Annotated in this window: 12 protein-coding genes and 4 pseudogenes; 10 read left to right on the top strand and 6 right to left on the bottom strand. The window is 71.1% G+C overall.

Annotation, left to right across the window (positions count from 1 at the left end; genetic code table 11):
* Nucleotides 1-106 precede the first annotated feature (106 nt).
* Nucleotides 107-610 carry a carboxymuconolactone decarboxylase family protein gene (locus ACH5AF_RS07965; RefSeq protein ID WP_398900615.1) on the bottom strand — a complete coding sequence of 168 codons (504 nt, stop codon included), beginning with the start codon at nucleotides 608-610 and terminating at the stop codon, nucleotides 107-109.
* Nucleotides 611-624: 14 nt separating this feature from the next.
* On the opposite strand from ACH5AF_RS07965, the gene ACH5AF_RS07960 reads away from it, so the two are divergent.
* From ACH5AF_RS07960 to ACH5AF_RS07945, 4 genes are all read left to right on the top strand, one after another.
* Nucleotides 625-1158: a MarR family winged helix-turn-helix transcriptional regulator gene (locus ACH5AF_RS07960; protein ID WP_398900614.1), complete on the top strand. Its 534-nt coding sequence runs from the start codon at nucleotides 625-627 to the stop codon at nucleotides 1156-1158.
* Nucleotides 1159-1247: 89 nt separating this feature from the next.
* On the top strand, nucleotides 1248-1841 hold the full coding sequence (locus ACH5AF_RS07955; RefSeq protein WP_398900613.1) for a Uma2 family endonuclease: 594 nt from the start codon (nucleotides 1248-1250) through the stop codon (nucleotides 1839-1841).
* Between the two features lie 98 nt (nucleotides 1842-1939).
* Nucleotides 1940-3163 (top strand): PQQ-binding-like beta-propeller repeat protein, encoded by a 1224-nt coding sequence (locus tag ACH5AF_RS07950; protein ID WP_398900611.1) that lies wholly within the window; start codon nucleotides 1940-1942, stop codon nucleotides 3161-3163.
* Between the two features lie 56 nt (nucleotides 3164-3219).
* The gene (locus ACH5AF_RS07945; RefSeq protein ID WP_398900610.1) at nucleotides 3220-4209 is read left to right on the top strand and encodes an aldo/keto reductase; all 990 of its coding nucleotides are present in this window, start codon (nucleotides 3220-3222) and stop codon (nucleotides 4207-4209) included.
* 132 nt (nucleotides 4210-4341) lie between these two features.
* On the opposite strand, the gene thpR is transcribed toward ACH5AF_RS07945, so the two are convergent.
* The 3 genes from thpR to ACH5AF_RS07930 all read right to left on the bottom strand — a co-directional run bounded on the left by thpR (nucleotide 4342) and on the right by ACH5AF_RS07930 (nucleotide 7151).
* Nucleotides 4342-4911 carry an RNA 2',3'-cyclic phosphodiesterase gene (gene thpR / locus ACH5AF_RS07940; RefSeq protein ID WP_398900609.1) on the bottom strand — a complete coding sequence of 190 codons (570 nt, stop codon included), beginning with the start codon at nucleotides 4909-4911 and terminating at the stop codon, nucleotides 4342-4344.
* Between the two features lie 425 nt (nucleotides 4912-5336).
* Entirely contained in the window at nucleotides 5337-6677 is a 1341-nt protein-coding gene (locus ACH5AF_RS07935) for an MFS transporter (RefSeq protein WP_398900608.1), read from the bottom strand.
* Between the two features lie 27 nt (nucleotides 6678-6704).
* Nucleotides 6705-7151, bottom strand: a complete 447-nt coding sequence (locus ACH5AF_RS07930) for a MarR family winged helix-turn-helix transcriptional regulator (RefSeq protein WP_398900606.1) — start codon at nucleotides 7149-7151, stop codon at nucleotides 6705-6707.
* A gap of 167 nt (nucleotides 7152-7318) precedes the next feature.
* On the opposite strand from ACH5AF_RS07930, the pseudogene ACH5AF_RS07925 reads away from it, so the two are divergent.
* A pseudogene (locus tag ACH5AF_RS07925) lies at nucleotides 7319-7492 on the top strand (ribbon-helix-helix protein, CopG family); the annotation flags it as partial.
* Nucleotides 7493-7510: 18 nt separating this feature from the next.
* On the opposite strand, the gene ACH5AF_RS07920 reads toward ACH5AF_RS07925, so the two are convergent.
* The gene (locus tag ACH5AF_RS07920) at nucleotides 7511-8965 is read right to left on the bottom strand and encodes an NCS2 family permease (protein ID WP_398900605.1); all 1455 of its coding nucleotides are present in this window, start codon (nucleotides 8963-8965) and stop codon (nucleotides 7511-7513) included.
* 190 nt (nucleotides 8966-9155) lie between these two features.
* On the opposite strand from ACH5AF_RS07920, the gene ACH5AF_RS07915 reads away from it, so the two are divergent.
* Together ACH5AF_RS07915 and ACH5AF_RS07910 are read left to right on the top strand one after the other, a co-directional pair.
* Complete coding sequence (locus ACH5AF_RS07915; protein WP_398900604.1) at nucleotides 9156-9443, top strand: DUF2530 domain-containing protein; 288 nt, start codon at nucleotides 9156-9158, stop codon at nucleotides 9441-9443.
* A gap of 442 nt (nucleotides 9444-9885) precedes the next feature.
* On the top strand, nucleotides 9886-12339 hold the full coding sequence (locus tag ACH5AF_RS07910) for an HAD-IC family P-type ATPase (protein ID WP_398900603.1): 2454 nt from the start codon (nucleotides 9886-9888) through the stop codon (nucleotides 12337-12339).
* A 33-nt stretch (nucleotides 12340-12372) separates the two neighbouring features.
* Here ACH5AF_RS07910 and ACH5AF_RS07905 read toward each other — a convergent pair.
* A pseudogene (locus tag ACH5AF_RS07905) lies at nucleotides 12373-12477 on the bottom strand (ATP-binding protein); the annotation flags it as partial.
* Between ACH5AF_RS07905 and ACH5AF_RS07900 the strand changes: the two are divergent.
* The 3 genes and pseudogenes from ACH5AF_RS07900 to ACH5AF_RS07890 form a co-directional block, all read left to right on the top strand.
* Nucleotides 12467-12952: pseudogene (locus ACH5AF_RS07900) on the top strand (DUF5753 domain-containing protein); the annotation flags it as partial. The pseudogenes ACH5AF_RS07905 and ACH5AF_RS07900 sit on opposite strands and share 11 nt — an antisense overlap.
* A gap of 379 nt (nucleotides 12953-13331) precedes the next feature.
* Nucleotides 13332-13736: pseudogene (locus ACH5AF_RS07895) on the top strand (RidA family protein); the annotation flags it as partial.
* A 275-nt stretch (nucleotides 13737-14011) separates the two neighbouring features.
* Entirely contained in the window at nucleotides 14012-14593 is a 582-nt protein-coding gene (locus ACH5AF_RS07890; RefSeq protein WP_398900601.1) for a hypothetical protein, read from the top strand.
* Nucleotides 14594-14968 lie beyond the last annotated feature (375 nt).

Below are 14968 nucleotides of genomic sequence, written 5' to 3'. Positions count from 1 at the left end.
TCATTGCGGCACGCGGACCCGCAGAAAGGAAGGAGCACCCACCCGGCCCCGCCGACAACGGCCGAAACCCGACCCCGGTCGCCGCGGCGCCTGACATGGCGACGGCCTACGCACCGACCAGCCGGTTGGCGAGCGTCGACATCGTGTACGTGCCGATGCCCATCACGACCTCCAGGGCGTTCTGCGGCGTGAACCCGTGCGCGAGGAAGGCCCGCAGCCCGGCGTCGTCGACCGCGCCCGCCGTGCGAAGCACCTCCTGTGTGAACTGCCGTACTCCCTCCAGTCGTTCGTCGGGGAGCGCCCGCTCCTCCCGCAGCGCCGCGATCAGTACGGGGTCCGCGCCGAGCGTCCGCAGCTTGCCGGTGTGCATCGCGATGCAGACACGGCAGTCGTTGCGTACGGCGACGGTCATGACGACGGTCTCGCGGGCGAGCGGATCGAGAGTGGTCTGCTCGAAGGCGGCGCTGAGCGTCAGGAAGCCGTCGAGCAGGTGGGGCGAGGTGGCCAGCTTGGCGACGGCGGGCGGCAGGTGGCCGAGCCGCTGGGCGGCGGCCTCCATGGCGGGGCGCGAGGCGGGCGGGGCGGTGTCGAGGGTGTGCTCGGTGAACATGACCGGCTCCTACAATGGACAACATGGTTGACGATCCTGATGCCGAAAACGTAAACCAGGTTGTCGAAGCGCGCAAGGCGGTTTCCGACGCGCCCGGTTACGAGCTGCCGCTGCTCCTGTTCGCCGGATTCCGCTCGCTGATCGACGGGCTCCACGCTGAGCTCGCCGAGCAGGGCCACCCCGACGTACGGCCCGCCTACGGCTTCGCCATGCAGGCGATCGGCCTGTCCGGCGCGAGCGCGAGCGACGTCGGACGGCGGCTCGGCGTGACCAAGCAGGCGGCCGGCAAGACCGTCGACCGACTCGTCGCCCTCGGCTACGCGGAACGCGCCGACGACCCCGCCGACGCCCGCCGCAAACTGATCCGCCTCACCCCGCACGGCCAGGACGCCCTCGCCCGCTCGGCCGTGATCTTCGACGAACTGCGGGCGGAATGGGCGGCGTCGATGGGGACAGACCGCCTGCGTGATCTGGAGGACGCCCTGCGGACGGTGACCGGCCCGGAGAGCTTCCGCCTGGACGCGGCGGGGTGGATGGGTGGCGTGTGACGCGATCGAGGACGTAACCCAGTCACCGTGCGTATCGTTGTACCGCGCGGCTGCATGTGTTCGGACGGCAGCCGGGGAGGAACGCCACGATGACCGTCGCAGATGTCATAGAGACCGACAGGATCGACATGGCCGAAGACAACGACGAGCGAACCTTGGACGAGATGTTCAGGTGGCTCGAATCCGCCCCCGAAGGATTCAAGGTCGAGATCGTCGAGGGGGCCGTCTTCATGTCGCCGCAGCGGGACAACCACTGGCAGATCATTTTGGATATCGTTGAGCAGCTGCGGGCCAAGTACCCGCGCAAGCGCGTGAATTCCGACGTGCGCGTCGACTATCCGGGGCATCTCAACGGATTCGCCAGCGACGTGACCGTCATGGCGGAAGGCGCGAGCAAGACCCCCGAGGGCCGCTTGCGCTACCAAGATGTCGAGTTCGTCGCCGAGGTGATCTCCAAAGGCACCGGCCACAACGACTACGGGCCCAAGAAGGCCGCGTACGCCGTCGCCCAAGTCCCCGTCCTCCTGATCGCCGACCCGTACCAGGGCAAGGTTCACCTCTACACCGACCCCAAGGACGGCGACTACACCACCGAGACCACCGTCGCCTTCGGCACCGACGTCGACCTCACCCACACCCCCGTCGGCCTCACCCTCACCACCTCCGAATTCCCCCGCGAATAACGGAGGCTGGGCTCCACCCCGGCCCGGCGCTACCATCCGCAGAGAGCCCCCGCGTCCCCCACGCACGTCTCCGCCGCCCCGCGTCCGATGGAGTCCACGTGGCCGATGACATACCGCGGTTGCCCGTCACGTCCCGGGAGGCCAGCGGCCTGTGGACCCTGCGGGCCCCGGCCGGGACGATGCTCGGGCCGGTCGTCGCGGGCGGCACGGTCCACGTCCCGCTGACGGACAACCGCATCGTCGCCGTCGACGCGAACGGCGGCGACCTCTCGTGGTGCAGCCGCGCCCTCGCCGATCCGGACTCCCACGCCCTGGCACGCGCGGACGGCGCCGTCGTCGTCCCGGTCCGGCGCGACATCGAGCGCTGTGCGTTCACGGCCCTGGACCCCGCGAGCGGAGAGGTCCTGTGGGAGCGTCGCAAGAGCCCGCTGGTCAGGCACGCGGCCGCGGGTGCGACCGTGGTGTTCTGGGGCGAGGCCGGAGAAGACCGGTGGAAGATCGCCGGCGTCGACGCGCGCAGCGGCGAGACCCAGTGGGAAGACGAGTTCGGCACGATCTGGGACCTGCTGGTGTGCGGGCCCCGGGTGATCCTGGACGTCGGCGACCTGCGCGCCCTCGACGCCCGCACCGGCGAGGAGCTGTGGACCCGGGAATCCGCCGGCTACGGCGCCCTGATCCGGCCGGACACCCCGAGCGACTCCGTCGTCTTCCACAGCTGGAGCTCCTCCGCGGTCCTCTCCGTACGCGCCACGGGCACGGGCGAGGAGATCTCCCGCACCCGCTTCCCGAAGCGGACCGTGCACCGCTTCTCCTACGATCCCGCGCTCGTCGACGGTGAGCGTGCCCTGTTCTCCGCGCCCTTGAGGCGCCGGGCCCGGCTGTACGCGTACGCGGGCCGGACGGAGGCCGAACCCCTCGCGATGCCGTACCTGGGCTGGTGGCGCTTCACCTCGCTCTGCGAGCCGGCGGTGTGCGTGGGCGACCGGCTGTACGCCGTCACCTGGCGCAGGCGGCTGTACCAGGCCGAGACGGCCGGCGGCCGCCGCCTCCTGCGGCCTGTCGGCGTCACCGCCCCGGACGGCCGCACACTGCGGGAGCCGTCCGTGCTGGCCGCCGGACCGCACCACGTGTTCGTCGGCGGGTACGGAGGTGTCGCGGGAGTCCGCGACGGCGAGGTCCGGTGGGTGGCACCCACGAACCTCCTGGGCAACGGCCCGGTCCCGCTGGACACGGACCGGGTGCTGTTCCGGTCGCGGACCGATGACGGCAGGCGGGACGAACTCCACTGCGCGGACGCGGACACCGGCCGTCGGCACGGATGACCGTGGGGCTCGGCGGGCTTGCCTGGAGCGCGCTCGAAGGCGTTGGCTAGGGCGTCATGAAGTACACGCAGCTCGGACGCACCGGACTAAAGGTCAGTCGACTCGTCCTGGGGACGATGAACTTCGGGCCCCAGACAGACGAGCCCACCAGCCACACCATCATGGACGCCGCCCTCGATGCGGGTCTGAATTTCTTCGACACCGCCAATGTCTACGGCTGGGGCGAGAACAAGGGCCGCACCGAGGAGATCATCGGCAACTGGTTCGCCAAGGGCGGCGACCGTCGCGACAAGGTCGTCCTCGCGACCAAGGTCTACGGGAACATGGCCGGGGACGGCGACCCGTGGCCCAACCACGACCGGCTCTCCGCCCTCAACATCCGCCGCGCCGTGGACGCTTCGCTGAAGCGGCTGCAGACCGACCACATCGATCTCTACCAGTTCCACCACATTGACCGGCGCACCCCGGTCGAGGAGATCTGGCAGGCGATCGACGTCCTGATCCAGCAGGGCAAGATCCTCTACGCCGGCTCGTCCAACTTCCCCGGCTGGAAGATCGCCCAGACCAACGAGACCGCGCGCAGGCTCGGCTCCTACGGACTGGTCAGCGAGCAGTGCCTGTACAACCTGGCGGAGCGCCGCGCCGAGATGGAGGTCATCCCCGCCGCGCAGGAGTACGGCCTCGGGATCATCCCATGGTCGCCGCTGCACGGCGGGCTGCTCGGCGGCGTGATCAAGAAGGAGACCGAGGGTTCCCGGCGCACCACCGGCCGCTCGGCGGACGCGCTCGCGAACACGGCCGTACGGGAAAAGGTGCAGGCGTACGAGGACCTGCTCGACAAGCATGGCCTGGAGCCGGGCGAGGCGGCACTGGCGTGGCTGCTGACCCGGCCAGGCGTGACCGGTCCGATCGTCGGCCCCCGCACGGCCGGGCAGCTTCAGTCCGCGCTGCGGGCGCTGGAGCTGGAGCTGTCCAAGGACGTGCTCACGTCCCTGGAGGAGATCTTCCCGGGCCCGGGGCCGTCGCCGGAGGCGTTCGCGTGGTGACGTGGTCGCAGCACTGACGGCGGCCGGGGCGGGCTACTGGCCTGCCACGGCTGCCACGGCGATGATCACGAACATCAGCACCAGAGCGGCGGCCATGATCTGGTTGCGGGTCTTGGGATTCACCCGTCGAGGTTAACCTGCGGGCTTCAGTGGCCAGGATTCGACCACCTCGTAGCGGGGCTGCGCACCGGGGACCGAGCCGCCCGGGAGGTTGCTGCGGACCAGTGCGAGTTCCGCCACGGGCCAGGGGGTGCCCTCGAAGTCGTCGAGCGCCTCGACGTACGGACGCAGGTCCGCGTCCTCGCGGGCGCGGGCGATCGTCAGGTGCGCGTGGTAGCCGCGGTGCTCGTCCATGTCGATCCCGGAGCGGCGGGCGGCCGCGTCGGCGCGCTCGGCGAGCAGCCGCATGCCGTCCAGCCCACCGGCGGCCCCGGCCCAAAGGGCCCTGCGCCCGAACCGCCCGCCCTGGTGCAACCGCAGGGTGAACTGCTCTGTCCGGTGCGCGGCGCGCGCGAGGCGCACCCGCAGCTCGGGCACGAGGTGCTCGTCGACCTCCCCCATGAAGGCGAGCGTGAAGTGCCACCCGTCCCGTCCGGTCCACCGCAGCCGCTCGGCCCCGGGCATGCCCCTCAACCGGTCGACGGCAAGGCCGAGTTCGGCGACGGCGGGGTCGGGCGGGAGGACGGCGGCGAAGAGTCTCATGCGGCCAGTGTGCCGCGTTCCCCTGTCGTGGGCTCCGCCCCGGAGCCCCCACGCCTCAATCGCCGGCGAGGCTTCTTGTGCGCGGCGCGCCCGTTGGGGCTCCGCCCGCGCGCCTCAAACGCCGGCGGGGCTTGTTTCAGGGCTCTGCCCCCACGCCCCCGCGCCCCCACGCCTCAATCTCCCGCTACGGCCTGACGGCCGCGGGAGGCCCCGGCGGGTCTGGATTTCGCGGAGCGAAATCAGCCCGTCCGGCGATCGAGGACGCCGCGCGAAGCGCGGTACGGGGCACGGGGCGAAGCCCCGAAAGGGGGCCGGGAAGGCAGCGCCCCCGGTTACGGGAGGGGGTACCGCCCACGGCCGCCAGGCCATAGGGGGAGGGCGGGGTCGGGGAAAACGCCCCCGTACCCGCGGCTCCCCCGGGCCGCCTACGCCGCAGTCGTCAACCGCTCCCGTTCCACGAACCGCACCGACGGGTGCCCCCGGTGCCAGCCCACGGACAGCCGCAGGCCGCCGACCCGCGCCAGCATCACGCCCACGGCCACCGCCGCGAGCGTCGCCACCGCGCCGCCCGCCGCGAAGCCGATGCGCGGGCCGTACGTGTCGGTGATCCAGCCCACCAGCGGTGCGCCCAGCGGGGTGCCGCCGGTGAAGACCATCATGAACAGGCTCATCACCCGGCCCCGCATCAGTGGATCCGTCGCCATCTGGACGCTGGAGTTCGCCGTGACGTTGACCGTGAGGCCGCACATGCCGATCGGGACCATCAGCGCCGCGAAGATCCAGAACTCCGGGGCGAAGGCCGTCACGACCTCCAGCAGGCCGAACAGCACGGCCGCGCCCACCAGGATCCGCAGGCGGGACGTGCCGCGGCGCGCGGCGAGCAGGGCGCCCGCGAGGGAGCCGGCTGCCATCAGGGTGTTGAGCAGGCCGTACGTACCGGCGCCCGAGTGGTAGACGTCGTCGACGAAGGCCGAGAGCCAGATCGGGAAGTTGAAGCCGAACGTGCCGATGAAGCCGACGAGCACGATCGGCCAGATCAGCTCGGGGCGGCCCGCGACGTAGCGCAGGCCTTCCCGCAGCTGGCCCTTTCCGCGCGGGGCGCGTTCCACCTTGTGGAGCTCGGAGGTCCGCATCATCAGCAGGCCCGCGACGGGCGCGAGGAAGGACAGGCCGTTGAGCAGGAAGGCGTAGCCGCTGCCGACGGCCGTGATCAGCACACCGGCGACGGCGGGACCCACCAGCCGCGCGGACTGGAAGTTCGCGGAGTTCAGTGAGACGGCGTTGCGCAGCTGGTCGGGGCCGACCATCTCGGCGACGAAGGACTGCCGTGCCGGGTTGTCGACGACGGTGACGAGGCCGAGGAGGAACGCCGTGAGGTAGACGTGCCAGACCTGGACGTGGCCGCTGAGCGTGAGTGCGGCGAGCGCCAGGCCGGTGAGGCCCATGGCGGCCTGTGTGACGAGGAGCAGCCGCCGCTTGGGCATCCGGTCCGCGATCACGCCGCCGTACAGGCCGAGCAGGAGCATGGGGAGGAACTGCAGCGCGATGGTGATGCCGACGGCTGAGGCGGATCCGGTGAGGGTCAGCACCAGCCAGTCCTGGGCGATGCGCTGCATCCAGGTGCCGGTGTTGGAGACCACCTGTCCGGTCGCGAAGAGCCGGTAGTTACGGATCTTCAGCGAGCTGAACATGGTCTGCTTGCGGTCAGGCGTGGTGTCGTAGGCGGTCGGTGCGGGGGCGGAGTCTGCTCCGGATCCCGTACTCAAAGGGGTTCGCCTCCTCGGCGTCGGCGGTCATTGCAGGTGTGCGAGCTTCTCCAGGACGGGGGCGGCGGCGCGGAGCTTGGCCCACTCGTCCTCGTCGAGGCCCTCGGTGAGGGAGGCCAGCCAGGCGTTCCGCTTACGGCGGCTCTCTTCGAGCATGACCTCGGCCTGCTCGGTTGGGCTGACCACCTTCTGTCGGCGGTCCTCGGGGTGCGGCTCCAGCCGGACCAGCCCCTTGGCCTCCAGCAGAGCGACGATGCGGGTCATCGACGGCGGCTGGACGTATTCCTTGCGGGCCAGCTCACCGGGGGTGGCCGAGCCGCAGCGGGCCAGGGTGCCGAGCACCGACATCTCGGTCGGGCTCAGCGATTCGTCGACGCGCTGGTGTTTCAGGCGTCGGCCCAGCCGCATGACGGCGGAGCGCAGGGAGTTCACGGCGGCGACGTCTACGTCACTGCCGTGGGACAGCTCAGACATGTTCGTTAGCGTAACTCATTACCCTCGCTAAAGACCAGTGCTCAGGTGGAACCACGGCAAAGAGTCAAGGGTTCGATCCATGCATCAGCCATGCGCATCACCCGTACGAGTGAGAGAACGCCCGAATGCGACACACGGGCGGCGGCGCTCCGGCGACCCTGGCTCGCATGGGATCGACAGTGCTCAGCCTTCGGATGGACGGTGAGCTGCTCGACCGGCTTCGGCAGCACGCCGCGAAAAGGCAGATGAGCGTCCAGGACTATGTGGTCCGGACGCTCATGCGCGACGACTTCGACGAACGTTTCAAGGCGGCCGTCGACGAGACGGAGGAGTTCTACGGGACGCCTGACGCCCCTGAATCAGGTCAGACCCAGCGCCGGCATCGCGTAGAAGAAGACGAAGACGGCCGACACGGCGTACATCGCGACGGGCACCTCGCGTCCGCGCCCCGTCGCCAGCCGCAGCGCGCTGAACGCGATGAAGCCGATGCCGATGCCGTGCGTGATCGAGTAGGTGAACGGCATCATCACCATCGCCAGGAACGCGGGCGCGGCGATCGTGAAGTCGCTCCAGTCGATGTCCTTGACCGAACCGGCCAGGATCAGGAAGCCGACCGCCACCAGCGCGGGCGTCGCCGCCTGGGAGGGGACCATCGTCGCGAGCGGCGTGAGGAACAGCGCCAGCGAGAACAGCAGACCGGACACGACGGACGCGAGACCCGTGCGGGCGCCCTCGCCGACACCGGCCGTCGACTCCACGAAGCAGGTGTTGGCGGAGCAGGACGTGGCCCCGCCCGCGGCGACGGCGAGACCATCGACGACCAGCACCTTGTTGATGCCGGGGTAGTTGCCGTCCTTGTCCATGAGCCCGGCCTCGTCGCCGACGGCGAGAATCGTGCCCATCGCGTCGAAGAAGCACGACAGCAGCACGGTGAAGACGAACAGGACACCGGTCAGCAGGCCGACCTTCTCGAAGCCGCCGAACAGGCTGACCTCGCCGATCAGGCCGAAGTCGGGCGTCGAGACCGGATTGCCGGGCCACTCGGGAGTGGTCAGACCCCATGAGGCGACGTCCGCCACGGCATTGATGATCAACGCGAGGACCGTCATCACGACGATCGAAATGAGGATCGCGCCCGGCACCTTGCGGATGATCAGCGCGAGCGTGAGGAGGGTGCCGAGGGCGAAGACCACCACCGGCCAGCCGAGCAGGTGGCCGCCGGTGCCCAGTTGCAGCGGCACGGTGGTGTGGGCGGCGTCCGGGATGCGGGTGACGAAGCCGGAGTCGACCAGGCCGATGAGCATGATGAACAGGCCGATGCCGATGGCGATCGCCTTGCGGAGCCCGAGCGGCACAGCGTTCATCACGCGCTCGCGCAGACCGGTGGCCACCAGCAGCATCACCACGAAGCCGGCGAGCACCACCATGCCCATCGCGTCCGCCCAGGTCATCTGGGGCGCGAGCTGGAGGGCGACGACGGTGTTCACGCCGAGGCCCGCGGCCAGCGCGATCGGGACGTTGCCGATGACGCCCATGAGGAGCGTGGCGAACGCCGCCGTGACGACGGTGGCCGTGACCAGCTGACCGCCGTCGAGCTGGTGCCCGTACATGTCCTTGGCGCTGCCGAGGATGATCGGGTTCAGCACGAGGATGTAGGCCATCGCGAAGAAGGTGGCGAATCCGCCCCGGACCTCGCGAGCGACCGTGGAGCCGCGCTCCGAGATCTTGAAGAAGCGGTCCAGGCCGCCTGCGGGCTGCTGGGGGGCGGGCGGCAGGCCGGGAGAATCGACCCGGGCGGTGGCCGTGGGGGACATGCGGGACCTCTCTCACCCGGTTTCCTGGGGCTCGTACGGAGGTTCATACGAACGAAACCGGTCGGACGGCAAACTCGTTCAGTATGAATGTATAAAGTTGAAGATCGGTATCTTCGCGCGTAGATCCTGTTCCCGCCCGGCCTCCCGACGCCCCCACAGCGGCCCTGGGGCCCGGTTCTACACTGTGCGCATGGCGAAATGGACCCCCAGGCACGAGGCACCCGAGCCCCTTGAGGGGCCGATCGTCGCCACCATCAGCGGCGGCACGATCCTGTGGTTCGTCATGTTCCTCGTCCAGGTCCCTTTCTACGGCTGGTTCGACGACCACGACCTGACCTGGTGGGTGTGGACCTGCCTGGCCGGCGGCGGCCTCGGGCTGATCGGCATCTGGTACGTACGCAGCCGGGACGCGGCCCTCAAGCGGGCGCGGGAGGCCGCTGAAGCGGCCGAGACACCGGACACCGATCCGCGGGCCTGAGGCGGGACACCCGCCGCCACGGGCCGCGCGAACCCGGCGGAGCCGGCCCGTCCGGCGCGGCCGCAAGCCCGCAGCGCGCCGCACCCGCGCGCCCCGTGCCCGAATCGGGACCCGTACCCGCCTCCGGCCCGCACCCGCACCCCACAGCACCCGCGCGCCCGAGCGCGCACCGCCCGGTCCCCGACCGCATCCCGGCGGAGCCAGGCCCGTCCGTAGCGATCCGGGCAAGCCCACAGCGCACCGCACCCCGTGCCCGAACCGGGACCCGCAGCCGCCTCCGGCCCGCACCCCGCGGAGCCGGCCGCGTCCCCTCCGTACCCCGACCGAACTCGGCGCCCTCGCCGGGGAACCCGGTAGTCCCACAGGACCATTCGCCTCCTCCCGGTCCGATCTTCCGCCCGCCCGGGGGTGAACCGGGCTCGCCCGCCGTACCGTCGGAACCATGACGCAGCGGGCGAAGATCGACATGAACGGCGAGGAGCCCCGCGGACCCGTCATCGACGCGGGTGCCGAACTCGACCCCGTACACCCGCGGCAGCCACCTCGCCCCCGGACGCCCGCGACCGGGCTGACCGCGGGGCAGGTCGCCGAACGGGTGGCCCGCGGCGAGGTGAACGACGTGCCGGTGCGCAGCTCGCGCTCGGCCGTCGACATCGTCCGGGCCAACGTCTTCACCCGCTTCAACGCGATCATCGGCGTCCTGTGGGTGATCATGCTCTTCGTCGCCCCGATCCAGGACAGCCTCTTCGGCTTCGTGATCCTCGCGAACACCGGGATCGGCATCGTCCAGGAGCTGCGCGCCAAGAAGACCCTCGACGCCCTCGCCGTCATCGGTGAGGCGAAGCCGCGCGTACGGCGCGACGGGGTGGCCGCCGCGGTCTCCACGTCCGAGATCGTCCTCGACGACCTCGTCGAACTCGGGCCCGGCGACAAGGTCGTCGTCGACGGCGAGATCGCGGAGGCCGACAACCTGGAGATCGACGAGTCGCTGCTGACCGGCGAGGCCGACCCGGTGCTCAAGCAGCCCGGCGACCAGGTGAGGTCGGGCAGCTTCGTCGTCGCCGGCGGCGGGGCCTTCACGGCGACGAAGGTGGGACGCGAGGCGTACGCCGCACAGCTCGCGGAGGAGGCCTCGCGTTTCACGCTCGTCCACTCCGAGCTGCGTTCCGGCATCTCCACGATCCTCAAGTACGTGACGTGGATGATGGTCCCGACCGCGATCGGCCTGATCATCAGCCAGCTCGTCGCCAAGGACACCAACCTCAAGGACTCGATCGCCCGCACGGTCGGCGGCATCGTGCCGATGATCCCCGAAGGGCTCGTCCTGCTGACGTCCGTCGCGTTCGCGATCGGTGTGATCCGCCTCGGCCGCAAGCAGTGCCTCGTGCAGGAGCTCCCCGCGATCGAGGGCCTGGCCCGCGTCGACGTCGTCTGCCTGGACAAGACGGGCACGCTCACCGAGGGCGGGATGGATGTCACGGAGCTGCGGCCGCTGGGCGGGACGGACCAGGCGCACGCACGGCAGGTGCTCGGCGCGCTCGGCGAGTCCGACCCCCGGCCGAACGCCTCGATGCGGGCGATCATCGAGGCGTACCCGGACAGCGAGGAGTGGCGCTGCACGCAGTCGCTGCCGTTCTCGTCGGCGCGCAAGTACAGCGGGGCGAGCTTCAGCGAGGGCAACGGGCAGACGTCCACCTGGCTGCTGGGCGCGCCCGACGTCCTGCTGCCGGACGGCGACCCGGCCCTCGCCGAGATCGCCGCCCTCGACCGGCAGGGCCTGCGGGTGCTGCTGCTCGCCGAGGCGGCCGAGGACCTGGGCGCGTCGTCACCGGCCGAGGGCGCCAAGCCGGCGGCCCTCGTCGTCCTCGAACAGCGGCTGCGCCCGGACGCGGCCGACACCCTGCGCTACTTCGCGGACCAGAACGTCGCCGCGAAGGTCATCTCCGGGGACAACGCGGTCGCGGTCGGCGCGGTCGCGGGCAAACTGGCCATGCCGGGCGCCGACCGTACGGTCGACGCCCGCCGGCTGCCCGCCGAGAAGTCCGCCATGGGCGTGGAGATCGACGCGAACGCCGTCTTCGGCCGGGTCAGCCCGCAGCAGAAGCGGGACATGGTGGGCGCGCTCCAGACCCGCGGCCACACGGTCGCGATGACGGGCGACGGCGTCAACGACGTCCTCGCCCTCAAGGACGCGGACATCGGCGTGAGCATGGGCTCGGGCTCGGAGGCCACCAAGGCGGTGGCCCAGATCGTCCTGCTGAACAACAGCTTCGCGACGCTGCCGTCAGTGGTGGCGGAGGGCCGCCGGGTGATCGGCAACATCACGCGCGTGGCGACCCTGTTCCTGACGAAGACGGTGTACTCGGTGCTGCTCGCGATCCTGGTGGTCTGCTCACAGGTCGAGTACCCCTTCCTGCCCCGCCATCTGACCCTGCTGTCCACCCTCACCATCGGCGTCCCGGCGTTCTTCCTGGCCCTCGCACCCAACAAGGAGCGCGCACAGCCCCACTTCGTCCGCAGGGTGATGCGGTACGCGATCCCGGCGGGCCTGATCGCGGCGACGGCGACGTTCTGCACGTACCTGCTGGCTCGCTCGCACTACAGCGGCCCGGCCGCGCTGGACGCGGAGACGAGCGCGGCGACGCTGACGCTGTTCCTTGTCGCGATGTGGGTGCTCGCGATCATCGCCCGCCCCTACACCTGGTGGCGGATCGGCCTGGTGGCGACGATGGGCGCGGGCTTCCTGCTGGTGCTGATCGTCCCGTGGCTCCAGGATTTCTTCGCGCTGAAGCTGGTCGGCGTGACGATGCCGTGGACAGCGGTCGTGGTGGCGGCGGTGGGCGCGGTGCTGCTGGAGACGGCCTGGCGGGTCGTGGGGCGGCGCGTACCGGCGTGACCGTGCGCCGCCCGGCACCGCGCCTCCACCTCCTCAACCAGCACCTGCGGACGTGACCTCCGCCCACACCGTCTTGCCGACCGGCACTCGCGGCACGGCACCCCACCGGTCGGCCAGCACGTCCACGAGCAGCCATGTGGTGCCCGGGCTGCTCCAGAGCGAGGAGTACGCACGGGCGGTGCTGAGCGTCGGCCTGTCGCTCACCAGTGAGGAGCAGCTGGAGGAACGGGTGGCCGCCCGCCTCGGCCGCCAGACCCGCCTCGCCTCTCCGGACCGGCCCGAGCTGTGGGTCGTACTGGACGAGGCGGTGCTGCGACGGCCGATCGGCGGACTCCCGGTGATGCGCAGGCAGTTGACTCACCTACTGGAGGCCGCCGGCGAACGGCGCGTGCAGGTGCTGCCGTTCGACCAGGGCGAGCACGACGCCATGGGCGGTTCGCTGACCGTGCTGACCCTGCCCGACGACACCGAGGCCTCCTATGTGGAGGGGGCACACCACGGCCGGTTCTTCGAGGATCCGGCAGAGGTCAGGAACCACCGGCTGACCTACGATCGGCTGCGGGCGGCAGCCCTGCCCCCGCTCATGTCGCTGGACATGATCCGATCCGTGCTCCGCTCCCGGTACTGTCCCCCACCCCCGCTCGAGCTGTCCTCCCCTGGCAGACCTGCGACGGCTGCGAACGCGCCTTCCGCGCCCCGCACCCGGGCCGCTGCCGCGACTGCCCACCGGGCGACGACCTGGCGGCGGCGTGCTGAGCGCGGTGCGTGCGAGGACTTCCCGCGCGGGAGGCTGGTTGTGCACCGCTCGACACAACACCCACAAGGAGGTGGCACATGGTCGACAAGCTCCACGCCCGCCGTGAGGCGATCCACGCTGCGGTCGCACGCGGCGGCCCGGCCGCCTACGCGGTGCGCTGCGACCGGATCGGACTCACCTGGCCACGAGGGGTAATCCGTTGCGCCGGTTTCGGCCTGACGCAACGATCGGCGGCATGACTGCTGCGATCCGCCGTATCAACCCGGACGGCCTGCACCCCACCCCGGGCTACCACCACATCACCGTCGTCGAAGCGGGCCGTACCGCGTATCTCGCCGGGCAGTGCCCGCTGGACGTCTCCGGAGCGCTCGTCGGCGATGGCGACCTCGACCGGCAGATCGACCAGGTGGTGGCCAACTCGCTGACCGCGCTGGACGCCGTGCGTGCCGTGCCGGGCCAGGTGGTCCGCTCCACGATCTACGTGGTGAGCGACGACAGGACCGTCCTGGCCTCCGCGTGGAGCCGCCTCAACGCCTCTGCCCTGGGCCACGCCTTCACCACCGCGAGCACGCTCCTCGGTGTGGCGCAGCTCGGCTTCCCTGGCCAACTCGTCGAGCTCGACCTGACGGTGGCGTTGCCGAAGGAGGTCGAGTTCGAGCTCCTTCGGCAGCCGGAGCGGGACCGGCTGTGCGAGCTGGTCGAGACCGCCGAGACGGAGCACGGGCCGGTCGACCACGCGGCCGTAGAGGCCGAGCGGGCACTCCTGCGCGGGGAAGGCAGCGGATCGGCCCACGCCTCATGAGAGGGCCGCCGTTCTGAGTACGCGTACTCAGGACGGCCCCGTGCCCGCACGGCATGATCGGGTGCGTGTGGCCCGATCCGCCCAACCGCCGAGCCCGCTCCCGGAGTTCCCTCGTGAACCGTCTCGCCCGCTCCGCCGTCACCGGAGTCGTCATCCTGCTCGCCGTGCCCCTCGCCGCCGGATGCGGCAGGGAGACCGCCGGTGCCGCGGGTGCCTCGCCGACGCCGAGCGTCGACTACCAGGCGCAGGCCAGGGCCGCGAAGGCAGAGCACGACCGGAAGTTCCCCGACGTGGCGACCATCTGCTCGGATCCGGCGCCGAGCGCGACGGCGAAGCCGTCCCCGCCCGAGCTGCCGGACGACCCGGAGGCCCGCAAGTACGCGGAGAACCACGCGTACAAGCAGCGGGGCACGCTCACCGCCGATGCCCGCTGCCGCGGCGACGCCCATGCGCGGCGCATCGCGCGCGGACTGAAGGGCGTCCAGGACGAGGCCGCGCTGCGTCCGGCGCTGGACCGGCTCGGATACCCGTCGGAGTGGGTGGAGGTGTTCACCGCCGGCGGCGCTCCCGTTTTCGTCTTCAGCATCCCGGACGCCGGGCCGTGCATCACCGGCTCGCTGACCGACCCCGTGACCGTCGAGGCACACGGCCACTACGTGGAGGGCGGCTGCACGGAGCCGAAGGGCGGGCACTGACCCGGTCCCGCACCCCTCGGCCGTCGCACCTCCGAACCGGCCGACCCCCGCCGGGCGCAGTGGTCCCGGCGGGGGTCTGCGGGGGCCTGCCGGGCCGTCCGCCGCGCGCTCACCGGCCCGCCGGCCGGGCCGTCCGCCGACCCCGCCGGAAAAGACCTCGTCAGGCCGGTCCCCGATGTGATCATGGCCCGATGCTCTTTCGCGCTGCCGCCGCATCCCGCCGACGTCGACCGTGCCGCCGCCTACCCGGCCGCCCCGCCTCGTCCTGGAGTGCCCGCCGCGGTGACCCGAGCCGCGGGGGGCGAAGCCAGGTCGCGATGCGTTCCCACGCGCGTACGAGGTCGTCCATCAGCGCACCACGCTGCCGATCGCGTC

This window comes from Streptomyces sp. NPDC018833 (assembly GCF_044390825.1).
In the GTDB taxonomy this organism is placed as follows: domain Bacteria; phylum Actinomycetota; class Actinomycetes; order Streptomycetales; family Streptomycetaceae; genus Streptomyces.
Note: the sequence above shows the minus strand (reverse complement) of the source record. Positions and strands in the feature narration are given on the sequence as shown.

What these genes read in the sequence shown, in the direction of transcription:
- ACH5AF_RS07965 (WP_398900615.1), bottom strand. Translation starts at nt 610, where the DNA reads ATGTTCACCGAGCACACCCTCGACACCGCCCCGCCCGCCTCGCGCCCC.
- ACH5AF_RS07960 (WP_398900614.1), top strand. Translation starts at nt 625, where the DNA reads ATGGACAACATGGTTGACGATCCTGATGCCGAAAACGTAAACCAGGTT.
- ACH5AF_RS07955 (WP_398900613.1), top strand. Translation starts at nt 1,248, where the DNA reads ATGACCGTCGCAGATGTCATAGAGACCGACAGGATCGACATGGCCGAA.
- ACH5AF_RS07945 (WP_398900610.1), top strand. Translation starts at nt 3,220, where the DNA reads ATGAAGTACACGCAGCTCGGACGCACCGGACTAAAGGTCAGTCGACTC.
- thpR (WP_398900609.1), bottom strand. Translation starts at nt 4,911, where the DNA reads ATGAGACTCTTCGCCGCCGTCCTCCCGCCCGACCCCGCCGTCGCCGAA.
- ACH5AF_RS07930 (WP_398900606.1), bottom strand. Translation starts at nt 7,151, where the DNA reads ATGTCTGAGCTGTCCCACGGCAGTGACGTAGACGTCGCCGCCGTGAAC.
- ACH5AF_RS07920 (WP_398900605.1), bottom strand. Translation starts at nt 8,965, where the DNA reads ATGTCCCCCACGGCCACCGCCCGGGTCGATTCTCCCGGCCTGCCGCCC.
- ACH5AF_RS07915 (WP_398900604.1), top strand. Translation starts at nt 9,156, where the DNA reads ATGGCGAAATGGACCCCCAGGCACGAGGCACCCGAGCCCCTTGAGGGG.
- ACH5AF_RS07910 (WP_398900603.1), top strand. Translation starts at nt 9,886, where the DNA reads ATGACGCAGCGGGCGAAGATCGACATGAACGGCGAGGAGCCCCGCGGA.